The following is a 17,914-nucleotide window of genomic DNA, read 5'->3' as shown; positions in this document are numbered from 1 at the left end:
TCCGGGCGGGCGCCCCGCTCAGCTCGCGACAGCCTTCTCCGCCAGCACCTTGTCGATCGTGACCCGGACGAGGAGTTCCCCCGGCACCCCGTTGCGGGCTCCGAACTCCTCGGCCCGATCCTCGCCCATGTAGCGCGCCCCGATACGGGCGGCCCACTGCCTGAGCTCGTCGAGGTCCTCCGAAATCCGGGCGCGGCCCTGCAGGACGACGAAGTCGAAGGGCGGCCGGTCGTCGTCCACGCAGAGCGCGACCCGGCCGTCACGCACGACATTGCGCCCCTTCACGCTCGTGCTCGCGGTGTTGAACACCACGTCGTCCCCGTCGAGCACGAACCAGATCGGGGTCACGTGCGGACTGCCGTCGGCCCGGACGGTCGCCAGCTTTCCGGTGCGGGTACCGTGCGAGACGAAGTCCCGCCATTCCTTGTCGGTCATCTTCTGCGCCATGCCCCTATCCTCCTTGCCCGCGCCGCGGTCGTGGTGAAGGCTGGCGTGGAGATCCTCCGGCCAGGGGGAGTCATCACGCGGGGAGACCGGATCATGGTGCAGAATCAGGGACTTGGCTGGCTGTTGGACGACCTGACCGAGCGCGTCGAACACGTACGGCACGCACTGGTCCTGTCCAACGACGGCCTGGTGACGGGAGCGAGTACGGGGCTGCGGCGCGAGGACGCCGAGCATCTTGCCGCCGTCTCGTCCGGACTGCACAGCCTGGCCAAGGGCTCGGGACGCCACTTCGGCGCGGGCAGAGTGCGCCAGACGATGGTCGAGTTCGACGACGCGGTGCTGTTCGTGACCGCCGCCGGCGCCAGCAGCTGTCTGTGCGTGCTCAGCGGTGCGGAGGCCGACATCGGCCAGATCGCCTACGAGATGACCCTGCTGGTCAACCGTGTCGGCGAACACCTCGGCGTGGAGGCCAGGCAGCCCGAGCGGACCCCGACCACAGAGGCCTGACCTGCACGGTTTCCCTCTCCCGTGGAGTTATCCACAGGCTTGCCACGAGATCCGGCGAAGCGGCTACGGTTTTTTCCGAGGCCGCGCGAACGGCGCGGGCCACCTACTCCACGGGGGAGATGGGCCATGTCAGGCAGCACCGTCACACAACCGCACAGCACCTCCTGCACGCCGAGCCGTGCGGCGCGTGAACTGGGTCTCAGGCGAGGCGAGTTCGACCTCGCCGTGGACCTCGGATGCATCCGCACCCTGCCCGACGAAGGGGGCGGAGGCCGGCGGATCTCCCACACCGAGATCGAGCGGCTGCACGCCGAGGACGGCTTCCCCGAGTCCCTGAAGCAACGCATCGAAACCGTGGGCACGAAGGAGGGAGCGGCCCTTCTGCAGGTGACGCCCGGGAAGTTCACGCGGCTGGCCCGGCTCGGCGTGGTCAAGCCCGTCAAGTTCTATCTGAACCGGTACCGGGCCGTGGTCTGGCTCTATCTGGCCGAAGAGCTACGGCAGTTCGCGGCCGACGAGAACAATGCACCGCTGTTGCAGGGCCGAACGCCCTCCGGCGCGCGGGAGCAGCTCTTGGAGGGGCTTGATCTGCGACCCCGCAACTGGCGCTCGCGACACCTCGGATTCCTGCTGAGGCGGGCCGACAACCATCCCTGGGCGTGTGCTGCGGCCGTTGCCTCCCTCCTTGACGCCGTCCAGATCGCGGAAATCGTCCAGGACCCGTATGAGCGCGTCCACTTGAACCGGTTCCGGCCCAGGCCACAGGCGCACGGCGCACCGGGTTCGGCGGCCGCGCACCTGGCCGAGACCCTCACCATGGCGGAGGACCCGGACGAGATCGACTGGCTGCGGGCCGATCTCGCACAGGCAGTCAGCCACGCGCGCGCCCTGCAGCCGGCGCCGCGGCCGACTGCCCGGCCGTGGTCGGCGGTAGCAGGAGACCAGGAACGCCCCGCCCTGCCGGCGCCGGCACACACATCGCCCATGCCGTCGGGGGCCGTGGCGCAGGGGCCGCCCTTGCTGTCCCCGGCTGTGGCACACGGCGCGCCCATGCCTTCCACGGCTGTGGCAGAGGACCGACCTGTGCCGTCCGCGCCTGTGGCAGAGGACCGACCTGTGCCGTCCGCGGCTGTGGCAGAGGACCGACCTGTGCCGTCCGCGGCTGTGGCACACGGCGCGCACATGCCTTCCATGGCTGTGGCACACGACTCGCCCGTGCCGTCGGCGGCTGTGGCACAGGCCCCGCCCGTGCCGTCGTCGGCCGCAGTGCAGGCGCCGCCCATGACCTCGACGGCCGTGGAGCAAGACGCGCCCGTTCCCGGGGAAACGGGACGCCCACACGGTCTGCTGGGCTGGCTGCGCCGCAGAACTGCGTGAGCTACAGCGCCCGGAACAGACCTTCCTGGACCACCGACACCAGCAGCCGGCCCTCGACGTCGTAGATCCGCCCACGTGCCAGGCCGCGGCCGCCCGTGGCGATCGGTGACTCCTGGTCGTAGAGGAACCATTCGTCCGCACGGAACGGCCGGTGGAACCACATGGCGTGATCCAGCGAGGCGATGTCGAAGCTCCGTGGGCCCCACAGGGGTTCGACCGGGATGCGGACGGCGTCCAGGAGGGTCATGTCGCTGGCGTAGGTCAGTGCGCAGGTGTGCACGACCGGGTCGTCGCCCAGCGGCCCGACCGCGCGCATCCACACCGCGCTGCGCGGCTCGGCGTCCTTGGCCTCCGCCACGGTCCAGCGCAGCCGGTCCACATAACGGATGTCGAAGGGCTGGCGGCGTGCCATCCGCTCGTAGCGCTCGGGCAGCGCACCCAGATGCTCCCGGATCTCCTCGGTGACCGTCGGCAGGGACTCCGGGTCCGGGACCTTGCGGGCCGGCGGCAGCTGGTGCTCGAAGGACCCTTCCTCAGGCTTGTGAAAGGAGGCGGTGAGATTGAAGATCGTGCGGCCCTGCTGCACCGCGGTGACCCGGCGGGTGGTGAAAGACCTGCCGTCCCGCACCCGTTCGACCTGGTACACGATCGGCACACCCGGCCGGCCCGGGCGCAGGAAGTACGCGTGCAGCGAGTGCACCGGACGCTCGCCGTCCGTGGTGCGGGCGGCGGCGACCAGTGCCTGGCCCGCCACCTGCCCGCCGAAGACCCGCTGCAGGGACTCCTGCGGGCTCAGGCCACGGAAGATGTTGACCTCGATCTGCTCCAGGTCGAGCAGGTCGACCAGTCTCTCGGCCGGGTTCGTCATGCGTGGGATTCTCCTTGGCTCACGACTTGGCTCACAGCTGGCCGACGTCGGTGACGCGGACGACCGCACGGCCCTCGGCGTCGGAGGCCGCGAGGTCGACCTCCGCGCTGATGCCCCAGTCATGATCGCCGTTCGGGTCGGCGAAGATCTGGCGAACGCGCCACAGACCGTGCTCCGGCTCCTCCTCGATGAGCAGCAGCTTGGGGCCGCGGGCGTCCGGGCCGGTGCCCAGGTCCTCGTACTCGTCCCAGTACTTGTCCATCGCCTCGCCCCATGCGTCGGCGTCCCAGCCGGAGTCGGCATCCAGCTCGCCCAGCTCCTCGACCTGGTCGAGAGCGGCGAGCTCGACACGGCGGAACATGGCGTTGCGGACCAGGACCCGGAAGGCGCGGGCGTTGGAGGTGACCGGCTTGACCTCGTCGGCCTTCTCCTGGGCCTCCTCGGCGGTCATCTCCTCCGGGTTGGCGAGCTGTTCCCACTCGTCCAGCAGGCTGGAGTCGACCTGGCGGACCATCTCGCCGAGCCACTCGATGAGGTCCTGCAGGTCCTCGGACTTGAGATCGTCGGGGATGTTGTGGTCGAGGGCCTTGTAGGCGCTGGCGAGGTAGCGCAGCACGATGCCCTCGGTGCGGGCCAGCTCGTAGAAGGACACCAACTCCGTGAAGGACATGGCCCGTTCGTACATGTCCCGGATGACGGACTTCGGCGACAGCGGATGGTCGCCCACCCACGGGTGGCTCTTGCGGTAGGTGTTGTAGGCGTGGAAGAGCAGCTCCTCCAGGGGCTTGGGGTAGCTGATGTCCTGGAGGCGCTCCATGCGCTCCTCGTACTCGACGCCGTCCGCCTTCATCGCGGCCACGGCCTCGCCCTTGGCCTTGTTCTGCTGGGCGACCAGGATCTGCCGCGGATCGTCCAGCGTCGACTCGACGACGGACACCATGTCCAGGGCGTAGGACGGCGAGTCCGGGTCGAGGAGCTCGAACGCGGCGAGGGCGAACGTGGACAGCGGCTGGTTGAGCGCGAAGTCCTGCTGCAGGTCCACGGTGAGGCGGACGATGCGGCCGGTGGCGTCCGGCTCGTCGAGTTTCTCGACGATGCCGCCGTCCAGCAGCGAGCGGTAGATGGCGATGGCCCGCCGGATGTGCCGCAGTTGCTGCTTGCGCGGCTCGTGGTTGTCCTCCAGCAGGTGCCGCATCGCCTCGAAGGCGTTGCCCGGACGGGCGATCACCGACAGCAGCATCGTGTGCGTGACCCGGAAGCGGGAGGTCAGCGGCTCCGGATCGGAGGCGATGAGCTTCTCGAAGGTGTTCTCCGTCCACCCGACGAAGCCCTCCGGAGCCTTCTTGCGGACGACCTTGCGGCGCTTCTTCGGGTCGTCGCCCGCCTTGGCGAGCGCCTTCTCGTTCTCCACGACATGCTCGGGGGCCTGCGCGACGACAAAGCCCGCGGTGTCGAAACCGGCCCGTCCGGCACGGCCGGCGATCTGGTGGAACTCACGGGCGCGCAGCGTGCGCACACGGTTGCCGTCGTACTTGGTCAGCGCGGTGAACAGCACCGTGCGAATGGGCACGTTCACGCCCACACCGAGCGTGTCCGTACCGCAGATCACCTTCAGCAGACCGGCCTGTGCGAGCTTCTCCACCAGACGCCGGTACTTGGGCAGCATGCCGGCGTGGTGGACGCCGATGCCGTGCCGCACGTACCGGGAGAGGTTGCGGCCGAACTTGGTGGTGAAGCGGAAGTTGCCGATCAGCTCGGCGATCTGCTCCTTCTCCTCCTTCGAGCACATGTTGATGCTCATCAGCGCCTGCGCCCGCTCCACGGCCTGCGCCTGAGTGAAGTGCACGATGTAGACGGGAGCCTGCCGGGTGTCCAGCAGCTCGGTCAGCGTCTCCGTGAGCGGGGTGAGCCGGTATTCGTAGGACAGCGGGACCGGGCGTGTCGCCGAGCGGACCACCGACGTGGGGCGGCCGGTGCGCCGGGTGAGGTCCTTCTCGAACATCGAGACGTCGCCGAGCGTGGCCGACATCAGGACGAACTGCGCCTGGGGCAGCTCCAGGATCGGGATCTGCCAGGCCCAGCCGCGGTCCCCCTCCGCATAGAAGTGGAACTCGTCCATGACGACCTGGCCGACGTCCGCGTCCTTGCCGTCGCGCAGCGCGATCGAGGCGAGGACCTCGGCGGTGCAGCAGATGACGGGCGCGTCCGAGTTGACGGACGCGTCGCCGGTGAGCATGCCGACGTTCTCGGTGCCGAAGATCTTGCACAGTTCGAAGAACTTCTCCGAGACGAGCGCCTTGATCGGAGCGGTGTAGAACGTGACCTCGTCCCGGGCCAGGGCGGCGAAGTGCGCCCCCGCAGCGATCATGCTCTTGCCGGAGCCGGTGGGCGTCGAAACGATCACGTTCGCACCGGAGACCACCTCGATCAGCGCCTCCTCCTGATGGGGATAGAGGGTGAGACCTCGCTCCTGGGCCCACGACTCGAAGGCTTCGTAGAGGGCGTCGGGGTCGGCGGTCGGCGGCAGCTGATCGATGAGGGTCACGCACCCATCTTGCCTGGCGTCCTCCCCCAGAGGGGAATCGGTTGCCGGCAGGAAGATCACGACCAGTACGCTGGGTCGCCGACGGAGCGTCAGCGCACCCGGTCAACTGGACAGCGGCACAAGAGGAATGGGGCGGGCAACGGCCATGATGGGACCAGCACACTCACTGTCGGGCGCCGCCGCCTGGCTCGGCGTCGGTGCGGCGGCCGCGGCGACCGGGCACCCGATGCCCTGGCCGGTCCTCCTGGTCGGCGCTCTGATCTGCGCCGGAGCCGCTCTCGCCCCGGACCTGGACCACAAGGCGGCCACCATCTCCAGGGCCTTCGGCCCCCTCTCGCGCGGCCTGTGCGAGATCGTCGACAAGCTGTCCTACGCCGTCTACAAGGCGACGAAGAAGCAGGGCGACCCTCGCCGCTCCGGTGGGCACCGCACACTCACCCACACCTGGCTGTGGGCGGTCCTGATCGGTGGGGGTACGTCGGTCGCCGCGATCACCGGTGGCCGCTGGGCGGTGCTGGCCATTCTCTTCGTCCACATCGTGCTGGCCATCGAGGGTCTGTTGTGGCGGGCGACTCGGGGTTCCAGCGCCGACGTGCTGGTGTGGCTGCTGGCCGCGACCAGCGCCTGGATCCTCGCCGGCATCCTGGACAAGCCGGGCAACGGCTCGGACTGGCTGTTCACCCAGCCCGGCCAGCAGTACCTGTGGCTGGGGCTGCCGATCGTGCTGGGCGCGATCGTCCACGACATCGGGGACGCCCTGACGGTCTCTGGCTGCCCGATCCTGTGGCCGATACCGGTGGGCCGCAAGCGCTGGTACCCGATCGGCCCGCCGAAGGTCATGCGTTTCCGGGCCGGCAGCTGGGTCGAGCTCAAGGTGCTGATGCCGGTGTTCATGCTGCTGGGCGGGGTGGGTTGCGCGGCGGCGCTGAACTTCATCTGAGGAAACCGGCCCGCAGCAGTGGGGCGCGCCTGCCGCCGCCCCACTGCTGCAAGCGCTGGGAGTCAGTCCCTCCACTGCTGGGAGGGGGAGACCCCCGGCAGCGGCCTGCCGATCACGGCGAGCGGGATGAAGAAGCAGACCTGACCGATGGCGATCGTCAGCGTGGTGAGCGCCGTCTCGTCGTAGTGCTTGGCCGCCTCGGCATACAGGTCGTCCGAGACGCGCTCACCGTGCGGATTCGGGGTGAGAACGGCTTCCACGAGCGCCAGCGCAACCCGCTCGGCGTCGGTGTAATAGGGGGCGTCCGTCCAGGTCGCCACTCCCGTGATCCGCTCCTCGGACTCGCCGGCTTTGCGAAGGTTGCCGCTGTGCATCACGGTCAGATACGTGTTGCCGACCAGCTGGCCGGCGCGCAGCTGCACCAGGCTGATGGTGCTCTGCGGTACCGAGCCGTTGCCGGTGGCCTTGAACAGCGCCCCGGTCACCGGACCGAACTCGGGGACGAGCTTGACGGGGTTGGACAGACGCGGCTGCGTGGTCATGACGTTTCCTTCCGGAATCTTCGAGATGCTTCCGTCGCACTGACGGATCCCGAAGGGCGGATGTGACCGCCCGGCGTCATGAATGTCCGCGGGGACCTCAGGTGTCCTTCCCGCCGCCGTAGCGCCGCTCGAACTGAGCGATGCGTCCCTCCGTGTCCACGGTGCGTGCCTTGCCGGTGTAGAACGGGTGGCTCTCGGAGGAGATCTCCACGTCCACCACCGGATAGGTCTCGCCGTCGTCCCACTCGATGGTCTGGTCGCTGTTCGCGGTGGACCGGGTCAGGAAGGCGTAGCCCGCGGCGCGGTCGCGGAAGACCACCTGGTGGTAGTCGGGGTGCTTGTCCTGCTGCATACGGTGCTCCTTGGCGGGTGGCGGCTGGTCAGCCGGACAGGGCGTCCTCGTCGACGATGTGCATGGCCGCCTCCTCGGCGGAGGCCGCCGCGCCGTCGATGCCGACGTCCCGGGCGACCAGGGCGCTCTCCTCGTCCTCGTGCGCGCCCTCGTCCGGTGCCACGAGACGGCCGGAGCGGGCGGCGCCGACCTCGTTGTCCAGGAGTTCGCCGTCGGTGCCCTCGCAGTCGCCGATGCCGTCGGTGTCGGGCATCACGAGGTCCGGAAGTTCCTCGGCGAGCCGCTGGTCCAGGGTCTCCCCGTGCTGCCGCTCCGCCGCCGTCACATCGGGGCGTTCCACCGCCCATGGTCGCTCCGGAGGGGACCAGCCCCGGTCGAGGGGGTCGTCGACACCGTCGTCGACCAGGGTGTCCTCCACGTCGAGCAGCCCGGAGTCCTCCTGGATCTCGGATCCGTCGGGCTGGTAGACGTCATCTCCCCATCCGTCGGCGCTGTTCACGGGTACCTCCAGGTGGTGGGGACGGGCCCGTTGCTCACCGCGCGGGGCGTCGGTGCGCCGAGACGCGGAGCACAGGCTGCGCCCGGGAGGAACCATCGGTCCCAGGTCGCTCCCCGAGCCGGTGCCGATATCCAGCCTTCCACCCCCTTTCGGGACTGCGCAACGGCACGGCACCAGGAGGTACGCGGCGCAGGGGGAAACGGCCCCGTGGGGCATGTCCGTGTGCCGCGGGCCGGGACCGACGTCAGCCGTGCAGCACCGCCGACGACCAGACGAGGCCGTCGTCCGTCACCAGATCGACGCGGGCGATGGCGGGGGCCGACCCGTAGGCGATCCAGGTGGCCCGGCCGGAGGTCGGCATCCACCACTGGCCGGCGTCGCGGGTGGCGCCGTCCTTGAGGAGGAGCCGGCAGGTGTAGTGGGTGCCGGGCCGACCGGCCGTGATCTGCATGACCACGACGTGCTCGGTCCCGGCCCGGCTCGGTTCGACGGTGCCCACCCGCGTCCCCGAGCCGGTGAGCAGCACGCCTCCGTGGTCGCTCGCGGTCACCTGGGCCGGGGCCGACTCGTGGTGCAGGAGCGCGGTGCCGGCCGTGCCCAGGCACAGTCCGGCCACGGCGGCCGCGGCGAGCAGCAGCGGGGTGCGGTGGCGCCGGCGGGCGGGGGAGGGGCGGCGCAGTGCCAGGCGGTCGAGCACCCGGGCGTCGAAGCCGGGCGGGGCCGCGACCGCAGGAGCCGCGGGCAGCACCGCGTCGACGGCCGCCGACAGGTCGTCGTAGGCCGTGCGGCAGGTGGCGCAGACGGTGAGGTGGCGCAGCAGCTGCGCCGGTGTGGTGGGGAGGGTGCCGAGGGCCAGGGCGGTCAGTTCGTCCTCGTCAGGGTGGTCCATCGCGGCTTCCCTCCTTCAGCACGTCGCGCAGTCTGCGCAGGCCGGTGCGGACGCGGGTCTTGGCGGTGCCCAGGGGGATGTGCTCGTGCCGGCCCACCTCGGCGGCCGTGCAGCCGCCGAGCACGGCGAGCGCGACCGCCCGGGCCTGCTCGACCGGCAGGGCCCGCAGCCGGTCGAGGGCCCGCTCGCTCTCCAGGGCGATCAGGGCCAGCCGTTCCGTGTCGGCGGAGTCGTCCTCGGCCCGCAGGGTCGCATCCAGGAGGCGTTCCAGGGTCTCGGCGAGGACGGGAGTGGAGCGCCGCGCCCGCACGGCGTCGATCGCGGCGTTGCGGGTGATGGTCAGCAGCCAGGTGAGCGCCGAGGCCCGCCGGGGGTCGTAGTTGCCCGCGGCCCGCCAGGCCCGTACGAACACCTCCTGGCTCACGTCCTCGGCAAGGACCGGATCACGGGTCACCGACAGCGCCAGCCCGAAGACCGCGTCCTGGAAGCGGCGCACGAAGGCGACCGCCGCCTGCTCGTCGCCCAGCGCGAACCCGGCGACGAGCGCGGCGTCGTCGACCCGGTCGGCACGTGGGAACAGCTCCACGTTCAAATGTACGCACGGAAGCACCGAAAGGATTGACCGCAATCCACCCCAATCCGCCCACATCGCTCGCCCGTACAACCTCTGTCAGAAGGGACGGAGAGACCATGAGGCGAAGCAGGATCACCGTGGCGGGGATTGCGCTCGCGGGTTTGGCGCTCGCCGGCTGCGGCGGCGGGGGCGGCAGCGTCCACAGCGCCCGCCCGGCAGCGGCCACCATGGACACCTCGGCCATCAAGTCGAGCCACTCACCGGTCGGAGACATCCTCGTCGACGGCCACGGTCGGACGCTGTATCTGTTCACCGAGGACGGCAAGAACACCAATTCGATGAACTGTGACGCTGCGTGCATGAAGCTGTGGCCGCACATGGAGGGCAAACCGCACGCGGGCGCAGGCGTCGACGCGAACCTTGTCGGCCACACGAAGGGCTCGGGAAAGGTCCAGGTCACGTACGCCGGGCACCCGTTGTACTACTACGCCAAGGACCGGAAGCCCGGCGATCTGAAGGGCCAGGGCATCGACAAGGTCTGGTACGTCCTGGACGCCAAGGGCACCGCGATCAAGAAGGCGGTCCCGGCGTCGAACAGCAGCGGCGGTGGTGGATATGGGTACTGACCCGGTCGGAGGCCGCCGTGCGGCAGCCTCCGACCGGGCCGGGAACGCTCACCCGTGCCAGGACCGCCACAGCGCCGCGTACGCGCCCTGCGCCGCGACCAGCTCGTCGTGGCTGCCGAGCTCGCTGATGCGGCCGTTCTCGACGACGGCGATCACATCGGCGTCGTGGGCGGTGTGCAGCCGGTGGGCGATCGCGACCACCGTGCGGCCGTCGAGGACGCGGGCGAGGGAGCGTTCGAGGTGGCGTGCCGCACGGGGGTCGAGGAGGGAGGTCGCCTCGTCCAGGACCAGCGTGTGCGGGTCCGCCAGCACCAGGCGGGCCAGCGCGATCTGCTGGGCCTGGGCCGGGGTGAGCGCCAGCCCGCCCGAGCCGACCTCCGTGTCCAGACCGTCGTCCAGTGCACGCGCCCATCCCTCGGCGTCGACCGCGCCCAGGGCCGCCCACAGCTCGGCGTCCACGGCACTTGTCCGGGCCAGCAGCAGGTTGTCGCGCAGGGAGCCCACGAAGACGTGGTGTTCCTGGTTGACGAGGGCCACATGGGAGCGGACGCGTTCCGCGGGCATCCGGGACAGCTCGGCACCACCGAGGGTGATGCGGCCCTCCCGTGGTGCGTAGATGCCGGCGAGGAGCCTGCCCAGCGTGGACTTGCCCGCGCCCGAGGGGCCGACCAGGGCCAGCCGGGTGCCGGGGGCGACCTGCAGCGACACCTTGCGCAGCACGTCCACGCCCTCGCGGTAGCCGAAGTGGACCCGGTCGGCGTGCACCTCGCGCCCGTCGGGGGCCAGCGAGTCCTCACCGGCATCGGGCTCGATGTCCCGCACGCCGACCAGCCGGGCCAGCGACACCTGGGCCACCTGCAGCTCGTCGTACCAGCGCAGGATCAGGTTCACCGGGTCGACGAGCATCTGCGCGATCAGCGCGCCCGTCGTCAGCTGGCCCACCCCGATCCAGCCCTGCAGGACGAAGACGCCGCCGATCATCAACACCGAGGCGAGCACGGTCACATGGGTGAGGTTGATGACGGGGAAGAGCACGGACCGCAGCCAGAGCGTGTAGTTCTCCCAGGCGGTCCATTCCTTCACTCGGCACTCGGACAGCTCGATCCGGCGCTCGCCGAGGCGGTGGGCCTCCACCGTGCGCCCGGCGTCGACCGTCTCCGCCAGAGCGGCGGCCACGGCGGCGTACCCGGCGGCCTCCGAGCGGTAGCCGGACGGCGCCCGCTTGAAGTACCAGCGGCAGCCGGCCACCAGCAGCGGCACGGCGACCAGCACGGCGGGCGCCAGCGGCGGCACCGTCACGACGAGACCGCCGAGCAGCAGCACCGCCCACACCACGCCGATCGCCAGCTGCGGCACCGCCTCGCGCATCGCGTTGGCGAGCCGGTCGATGTCCGTCGTGATCCGGGACAGCAGGTCGCCCGTGCCGGCCCGCTCCAGGACGCCCGGCGGCAGCCCGACCGACCGTACGAGGAAGTCCTCGCGCAGATCGGCCAGCATCCGCTCGCCGAGCATCGCCCCGCGCAGCCGCACCTGCCGCACGAAGACGGCCTGGACGAGCAGCGCGAGCACGAACAGTGAGACGGTGAGCGGCAGATGAAGTTCCCGTGCCCCGTCCGACACCCGCTGGACCAGGTCGCCCAGCAGCCATGGGCCCGCCATCGAGGCGAGCACGGCCGCGGTGTTGACGGCGATCAGGACCAGGAAGGCACGGCGGTGCCGGCGGAACAGCTCGGCCACATAGGCGCGTACGGTCGCGGGTGCGCCGACGGGCAGGGTGTGCGCCGTCGTCGGGGCCGCCGGGTCGTACGCCGGTGGCGCCACGCCGATCATGCTGTCTCCTCGATCTCTTCCAGTTCTTTCAGAACGTCGTCGTCTTCGAGTGCGCCGCTCAGGGCGGCCTCTTCCTCGGTCTCCCGGGTCACCACGGCCCGGTAGCGGGGCTCGGTGTGCAGCAGTTCGCGGTGCACGCCGACCGCGGCGACCTCGCCCTCGTGGACCAGTACGACCCGGTCCGCGTGGTCCAGGAGCAGTGGCGAGGAGGTGAACACCACCGTCGTGCGCCCCTCCCGAAGCGTGCGCACCCCCTCCGCGATCCGTGCCTCGGTGTGCGAGTCGACGGCCGAGGTCGGCTCGTCCAGGACGAGCACCTCCGGGTCGGTGATCAGCGATCGGGCCAGCGCGAGCCGCTGTCGCTGACCGCCGGACAGCGAACGCCCGCGTTCGGTGATCCGCGTGTCCATCGGGTCCGCGGCGTCCAACGACCCCTGGGCGAGCGCCTCCAGGACGTCCCCGCACTGTGCGGCCGCCAGCGCCTCGCGTGCGGCGACGTCGCCCGAGGCGGGAACGTCCAGCAGCTCTCGCAGCGAACCGGACAGCAGCACCGGGTCCTTGTCCTGGACGAGCACCGCCTCACGCGCGGTCTCCAGCGGCAGCTCGTCGAGGGGCACGCCGCCCAGCAGGACGGAGGTGCCCTGCTCGGCGGGGTGTCCGCCCAGCCGTTCGGCGAGCAGGCCCGCCGCGTCCGGGTCGCCGCACACCACGGCGGTCAGCCGGCCCGCGGGGGCGAGCAGCCCGGTCGCCGGGTCGTACAGGTCCCCCGAGGGGACGTCCGCCGTGCGTGAGCCCTCGGTGTCCGTGGCCCGTTCCAGCGACAGCACCCGCGCCGCCCGTTTGGCGGAGGGTCGCGAGAAGGAGTAGGCCATGGCGATCTCCTCGAAGTGGCGTAGGGGATACGTCAGGACCATCACCGAGCTGTAGACGGTGACCAGTTCGCCCACGGTGATGCGGCCCTGGCCGGCCAGGTGGACGCCGTACCAGACGACCACGACCATCAGCAGGCCCGGCAGCAGCACCTGGATGGCGGAGATCAGGGACCACATGCGGGCGCTGCGCACGGCCGCGTGACGGACCTCCTGGGAGGCACGGCGGTAGCGGTCGAGGAACAGCTCCTCGCCGCCGATACCGCGCAGCACGCGCAGTCCGGCGACGGTGTCCGAGGCCAGTTCGGTGGCCCGTCCCGCCTTCTCGCGCTGGAAGTCGGCCCGTCGCGTCGCCCGTGGCAGCAGCGGCAGCACCGCGATCGCCAGCAGGGGCAGGCCCGCGGCGACGACCACGCCGAGCGCCGGCTGGTAGACGAGCAGGGCGACGCAGACCAGCACGACCGTGAGAGCCGCCGCGGTGAACCGGGAGACGGCCTCCACGAACCAGCCGATCTTCTCGACGTCACCGGTGGAGACGGCCACCACCTCGCCGGCCGCGACACGCCGCGTCAGCGCCGAACCCAGCACCGCCGCCTTGCGGGCGAGCAGCTGCTGGACGCGGGCGGCGGCCGTGATCCAGTTGGTGACCGCGGCCCGGTGCAGGAACGTGTCGCCGAGTGCCGTGCCGAGGCCCGCCAGCGCCAACAGGGCGCCCGCGAGGGCCAGTCGGGTGCCCGAGCGTTCGACGACGGCCTGGATGGCCATGCCGACGCAGAACGGCAGCGCGGAGACCGACGCGAAGTGCAGCAGGCCCCAGGCCAGCGACTTGAACTGACCGCCCAGCTGGTTACGGCCCAGCCACCACAGGAATCGGGGACCGGAGCGTGCGTCCGGCACACCCGGGTCGGGATACGGAAGGTCTTGAATCTGCATGACGACTGACGTCCCAGTGGCTCGTGTCAGGGGGTGGGGGGAGCCGCGAACGGCGGCAGCAAACCGTGACAGGTTCGCGTCGCAGCGTGGTCGGAAGCAAACGGTTTTCCGTGACGCCGTACAAAATGGGGCGATGCGAAAGATCGGTGCACCGCGAGCGGCGGCCGCGGTGGCGGCCCTGGGAACACTCTTGACGGCCCTGACCGCGTGCGGCGGGGCGCAGGACAGCAGTACCGCACAGACAGGGGCCGCGGGCAACACGGCCGCCACGCGCGCGCGTGCCGCCCAGGCCACCCGCATTCCAGGCATCGGCGACCGCCTGAGAGAGCGGATTCCAGCGAACTCCCGTCAGGTCGTGGCGGTCTACGGGACGGACAGGGACTCCGCGGACTCCACGGTGGTGCTGTACACGAAGCATGGTTCGAGCTGGCAGCGGACCCGTGGCTGGCCGGCGCACAACGGCAAGAGGGGCTGGACCGCCGACCACCACGAGGGCGACCGGCGCAGCCCCGTCGGCGTGTTCACCCTCACCGACGCCGGCGGCGTCCTGCCCGACCCCGGCGCCCGGCTCCCGTACACACGCGACGCGTCCTTCGCGGCCCCGCGCCAGTGGGCCCCCTCGCACTGGCACGACTTCGACTACGTCATCGCCATCGACTACAACCGCGTCAAGGGCACCGCGCCCAACGACCCGAGCCGCCCCGAGGGCGACGCGAAGGGCGGCAGCATCTGGCTGCACATGGACCACGGCAGCGGTACGTCGGCCTGCATCAGTCTGTCCCGTGCGGCGATGGAGTACCTGCTGCGCACGCTCGACCCGCACCGGCATCCCGTGGTGGTGATGGGGGACAGGGCGGACCTGAAGGCCTAGCACTTCTGACGGAGACCTCATTGCCACGAGCCGCCAACTCCCCGTAGAACACGGGCCATGAAAAGACGGATCGTCATGTCCATGCTCGCCGGAGCGACCCTTCTGGCGAGCACCCTCCTCGGGGCGGGGCCGGCCGGCGCCGCTGACGCGCCCGCCGAGTTCGGAACCGACTGGCACGACCCGGTGACGGCGGCTCCGCCCGTCGACAGACCGGCCGGCAAGTCCTGCCAAGTCACGCTCGCCGAGGCGCAGTTCAAGGACTTCACCCCCTACAGGGGAACGTACACACCGCCCAAGGGGTGTGGCGACCGCTGGAGCAAGGTGGTGCTGCGTCTCGACGGCAAGGTCAAGGGGCGGCAGTTCGACCGGCTCGGCTATCTGCACGTCGGCGGGGTCGAGATCCTGCGCACCTCCACCCCCGAACCCTCGCCCGACGGCATCGCGTGGTCCGTCGAGAAGGACGTCACGCGCTACAGCGACACCTTCCGCAGTGGCCAGGACGTCGAGATGCTCATCGGGAACGTCGTCGACGACACCTACACCGGCGTGCTCGACGTCAAGGTCACGCTCACCTTCTACCCGGGCAGGCCGGCCGCGGCGCCCGCGGACAAGGTCCTCACGCTCGGCGACGGCAACACCCTCACCACCCCGCGCAACAGCGAACGCATCCTCGCCGAGGTGTACGCCACCGGATCGGGCGGCGGCTGCGAGGAGTTCTGGTATCTGGCGGTGCCCGGCAAGGCGCCGTATTCCTGCCAGGCCGACGGCGGCCCCTACCGCGAGGTGCAGATCAAGGTCGACGGCCAACTGGCCGGAATCGCCGCACCGTTCCCGCACGTGTGGACCGGAGGTTGGTCCAACCCCTTCCTCTGGTACGTCGTTCCGGCACCGCGCGCCTTCGACGTCAAGCCGATCGAATACGACCTGACGCCGTTCGCGGGGCTGCTCAACGACGGCCGCCCGCACAAGGTCGACGTCTCGGTCGTGGGCGTGCCCGAGGGGCAGAGCGGCTGGAGCGCGCCGGTCGACGTGCTGGTGTGGCAGGACGCCGGGCGGACGCACGTGCCCGGGAAGCTCACCGTGGACCGGGCAGATGATCTCGCGAACTCCTCGACGTACACGGCCGGTTCACCGCAGCGGGTGGACACCGACGCCGGTCACCGGCTGACCGTCTCCGGATACGTCGACACCTCGCACGGGCGCGTGACCACCACCGTCAGTCGCATGCTCGCCAACACCTCCACCCACCGGTGGACCGACGGCGAGAACATGGACGGCCTCGACGCCGCATGGAGCGACAACGAGTCCGTCACCGTCGCCGGGCGCGGACCCGCCCGCACGACGCTCACCCGTCGCACGTACACGATGAACGGTTCGACCACGATCGGCGACGACGCCCGGCTGCGCACCGTGCTGACGCTCGGCGACCGAGCCGCGGTCGTCGAGTCGCGCGGCGGCAGGCGCACGGGCTGGTCGCGGCTGGACGACACGGTCAGCGGCGATGCCACCTATACGACAGGCGTCCCGCGCGACCAGCGGCACGCGGTCGGCGCGACGAGCGAGCACTACCGGCTGTACGGCTCGGCGGGCTGCTACGACCGCTCCCTGACGAGCGTTCAGGGGGTGCTCACGGAGGAACAGGACGGCTGCTGAGGCCAGTTGTGTGCGATGCGTCACAGGGGGCGTGATTTACACGTCCGCAACACGGAGGTTGCGGGCGAGATCACCGGGAGCGCGAAAGTGATCGTCACGGAAACCGCTTTCCGTATCGCAGAAGTCTCCCCGGCTTCTGTGAGCTTGACGTCCCCACTAGGAGTGCCCGTGCCGCCGTCCGTCCCCTCTGTCCCGCGACGCGTCGCACGCATACTGCGTACCTCTCTGTTCGCGCAGGTCCTCTGCGCGCTCGTGCTCGGAATCGTCGTCGGGAAGCTGTGGCCCGGCTTCGCCGCGGATCTTCAGCCGCTCGGCGACGGTTTCACCCGGCTCATCAAGACGATCATCTCGCCCTTGGTGTTCTGCGTGGTCGTCGTCGGCATCGCCAAGGCCGGTGACCTCAAGGCCTTCGGCCGGATCGGGCTCAAGGCCCTGATCTGGTTCGAGGTCGCCAGCACCGCGGCGCTGATCATCGGCCTGGTCGCCGCCAACGTCGTCCAGCCCGGCTCGGGCATGCATGTCGACCCGTCCACGCTGAGCACCAAGGCGGTCGACGCGAAGACGGGCGGCGGTGCGCTGCCCTCGACGACCGAGTTCATCGTCAACGCGCTGCCCACCAGTTTCATCGGCGCCTTCGCCGAGAACTCGCTGCTCCAGGTGCTCATCCTGGCCTGTCTGGTGGGCGCCGCACTGCTGCACCTCGGCCACACCAAGGTGCCGCAGGTGCTGCCAGCCGTCGAGCAGGCCCAGGAGATCATCTTCGCGATCGTCGGCTTCGTGATGCGGCTGGCCCCGATCGCGGTGTTCGGCGCGATGGCCGTCCTGATCGGCCAGTACGGGCTCGGAGTGATCGAGACCTACGCCAAGCTGATCATCCTGTGCTACGTCGCCGCGGCCCTGTTCATCGCGCTGCTGGCGGTCGCCCTGCGCATGGTCACCGGGCTGAGCCTGTGGAAGTTCCTGCGCTACATCCGCGAGGAGATGCTCCTCGCACTCGGCACCGCGTCCACCGAGTCCGTCATGCCGCGTGTGATGCAGAAGCTGCGCAGGGCCGGCGCCCGCGACGACGCGGTGGGCCTGGTGCTGCCCACCGGCTACTCCTTCAACCTCGACGGCGCCTCGCTGTATCTGTCCATCGGCACGTTGTTCATCGCCCAGGCCGTGGGCGTCCATCTCGACCTGAGCCAGCAGATCACCGTCGTCCTGGTCCTGATGCTGACCAGCAAGGGCATGGCGGGCATCCCCGGCTCCGCCTTCCTCGCCCTGTCCGCGACCGCTTCCTCGCTGGGTGCCATCCCTGCCGGAGCGGTGGCGCTGCTGCTGGGCGTGGACCGGATCATGGACTCGATGCGGGTGGTGACGAACCTGCTCGGCAACTGCGTCGCCGTGTTCGCCGTCTCCCGCTGGGAGGGGGCACTGGACGCGGAGCAGGCGAAGCGGGTGCTGGACGGCGAGGCCGTCGCCGAAGCGGAGGATGTGCCGGAGGCTGCGGTGCCGGTCGCCCAGTAGCTCGGGGCTTGTCGTTCCGCGGGCGGCTTCAGGTGATTCGTGGCTGGCCGCGCAGTTCCCCGCGCCCCTCAAGGGGCGCGGGG

General features: G+C 70.5%; 16 protein-coding genes and 1 pseudogene. 7 read left to right on the top strand and 10 right to left on the bottom strand.

Annotated features, from left to right (window positions below; translation table 11 throughout):
- Window positions 1–18: 18 nt before the first annotated feature.
- On the bottom strand, window positions 19–447 hold the full coding sequence (locus ACFY1E_RS11965) for a PPOX class F420-dependent oxidoreductase (protein WP_389074374.1): 429 nt from the start codon (window positions 445–447) through the stop codon (window positions 19–21).
- Window positions 448–540: 93 nt separating this feature from the next.
- Here ACFY1E_RS11965 and ACFY1E_RS11960 point away from each other — a divergent pair, with 93 nt between their 5' ends.
- Window positions 541–954, top strand: a complete 414-nt coding sequence (locus ACFY1E_RS11960) for a roadblock/LC7 domain-containing protein (RefSeq protein ID WP_344398966.1) — start codon at window positions 541–543, stop codon at window positions 952–954.
- 126 nt (window positions 955–1,080) lie between these two features.
- Window positions 1,081–1,938 (top strand): annotated as a pseudogene (locus ACFY1E_RS11955) (DUF6397 family protein); the annotation flags it as partial.
- Window positions 1,939–2,332: 394 nt separating this feature from the next.
- On the opposite strand, the gene ACFY1E_RS11950 reads toward ACFY1E_RS11955, so the two are convergent.
- Both ACFY1E_RS11950 and ACFY1E_RS11945 read right to left on the bottom strand, forming a co-directional pair.
- The gene (locus ACFY1E_RS11950) at window positions 2,333–3,199 is read right to left on the bottom strand and encodes an acyl-CoA thioesterase II (protein WP_099926902.1); all 867 of its coding nucleotides are present in this window, start codon (window positions 3,197–3,199) and stop codon (window positions 2,333–2,335) included.
- Window positions 3,200–3,230: 31 nt separating this feature from the next.
- Window positions 3,231–5,744: a DEAD/DEAH box helicase gene (locus ACFY1E_RS11945; RefSeq protein ID WP_389074371.1), complete on the bottom strand. Its 2,514-nt coding sequence runs from the start codon at window positions 5,742–5,744 to the stop codon at window positions 3,231–3,233.
- A gap of 145 nt (window positions 5,745–5,889) precedes the next feature.
- Here ACFY1E_RS11945 and ACFY1E_RS11940 point away from each other — a divergent pair, with 145 nt between their 5' ends.
- Window positions 5,890–6,684, top strand: a complete 795-nt coding sequence (locus tag ACFY1E_RS11940; protein WP_389074369.1) for a metal-dependent hydrolase — start codon at window positions 5,890–5,892, stop codon at window positions 6,682–6,684.
- Between the two features lie 62 nt (window positions 6,685–6,746).
- On the opposite strand, the gene ACFY1E_RS11935 is transcribed toward ACFY1E_RS11940, so the two are convergent.
- The 5 genes from ACFY1E_RS11935 to ACFY1E_RS11915 form a co-directional block, all read right to left on the bottom strand.
- Window positions 6,747–7,226 carry a carboxymuconolactone decarboxylase family protein gene (locus ACFY1E_RS11935; protein WP_389074367.1) on the bottom strand — a complete coding sequence of 160 codons (480 nt, stop codon included), beginning with the start codon at window positions 7,224–7,226 and terminating at the stop codon, window positions 6,747–6,749.
- Window positions 7,227–7,323: 97 nt separating this feature from the next.
- Window positions 7,324–7,578 carry a type B 50S ribosomal protein L31 gene (locus ACFY1E_RS11930; protein ID WP_389074365.1) on the bottom strand — a complete coding sequence of 85 codons (255 nt, stop codon included), beginning with the start codon at window positions 7,576–7,578 and terminating at the stop codon, window positions 7,324–7,326.
- 28 nt (window positions 7,579–7,606) lie between these two features.
- Window positions 7,607–8,077, bottom strand: coding sequence for a DUF5709 domain-containing protein (locus ACFY1E_RS11925; RefSeq protein ID WP_389074363.1), 471 nt, complete (start codon window positions 8,075–8,077; stop codon window positions 7,607–7,609).
- A gap of 244 nt (window positions 8,078–8,321) precedes the next feature.
- Complete coding sequence (locus ACFY1E_RS11920; RefSeq protein WP_389074361.1) at window positions 8,322–8,966, bottom strand: hypothetical protein; 645 nt, start codon at window positions 8,964–8,966, stop codon at window positions 8,322–8,324.
- Window positions 8,953–9,552, bottom strand: a complete 600-nt coding sequence (locus tag ACFY1E_RS11915) for an RNA polymerase sigma factor (protein WP_389074358.1) — start codon at window positions 9,550–9,552, stop codon at window positions 8,953–8,955. Before ACFY1E_RS11915 ends, ACFY1E_RS11920 begins: the two co-directional genes overlap by 14 nt.
- Window positions 9,553–9,656: 104 nt before the next feature.
- Between ACFY1E_RS11915 and ACFY1E_RS11910 the strand changes: the two genes are divergently transcribed.
- Window positions 9,657–10,166: a hypothetical protein gene (locus ACFY1E_RS11910; protein WP_389074356.1), complete on the top strand. Its 510-nt coding sequence runs from the start codon at window positions 9,657–9,659 to the stop codon at window positions 10,164–10,166.
- Between the two features lie 48 nt (window positions 10,167–10,214).
- On the opposite strand, the gene ACFY1E_RS11905 is transcribed toward ACFY1E_RS11910, so the two are convergent.
- Both ACFY1E_RS11905 and ACFY1E_RS11900 read right to left on the bottom strand, forming a co-directional pair.
- Window positions 10,215–11,996, bottom strand: coding sequence for an ABC transporter ATP-binding protein (locus tag ACFY1E_RS11905; protein ID WP_389074353.1), 1,782 nt, complete (start codon window positions 11,994–11,996; stop codon window positions 10,215–10,217).
- Window positions 11,993–13,798, bottom strand: a complete 1,806-nt coding sequence (locus ACFY1E_RS11900) for an ABC transporter transmembrane domain-containing protein (RefSeq protein ID WP_389074351.1) — start codon at window positions 13,796–13,798, stop codon at window positions 11,993–11,995. The genes ACFY1E_RS11905 and ACFY1E_RS11900 overlap by 4 nt, the downstream gene beginning before the upstream one ends.
- A gap of 133 nt (window positions 13,799–13,931) precedes the next feature.
- Here ACFY1E_RS11900 and ACFY1E_RS11895 point away from each other — a divergent pair, with 133 nt between their 5' ends.
- The 3 genes from ACFY1E_RS11895 to ACFY1E_RS11885 all read left to right on the top strand — a co-directional run bounded on the left by ACFY1E_RS11895 (window position 13,932) and on the right by ACFY1E_RS11885 (window position 17,831).
- Window positions 13,932–14,669, top strand: a complete 738-nt coding sequence (locus ACFY1E_RS11895) for a L,D-transpeptidase family protein (protein ID WP_389074348.1) — start codon at window positions 13,932–13,934, stop codon at window positions 14,667–14,669.
- Window positions 14,670–14,726: 57 nt separating this feature from the next.
- Entirely contained in the window at window positions 14,727–16,322 is a 1,596-nt protein-coding gene (locus ACFY1E_RS11890; RefSeq protein WP_389074346.1) for a peptide-N4-asparagine amidase, read from the top strand.
- Window positions 16,323–16,490: 168 nt separating this feature from the next.
- On the top strand, window positions 16,491–17,831 hold the full coding sequence (locus ACFY1E_RS11885; RefSeq protein WP_389074343.1) for a cation:dicarboxylate symporter family transporter: 1,341 nt from the start codon (window positions 16,491–16,493) through the stop codon (window positions 17,829–17,831).
- The last annotated feature ends 83 nt before the right edge of the window (window positions 17,832–17,914 follow it).

The sequence above is a fragment of the Streptomyces sp. NPDC001604 genome, from assembly GCF_042893475.1.
GTDB lineage: Bacteria > Actinomycetota > Actinomycetes > Streptomycetales > Streptomycetaceae > Streptomyces.
Note: the sequence above shows the minus strand (reverse complement) of the source record. Positions and strands in the feature narration are given on the sequence as shown.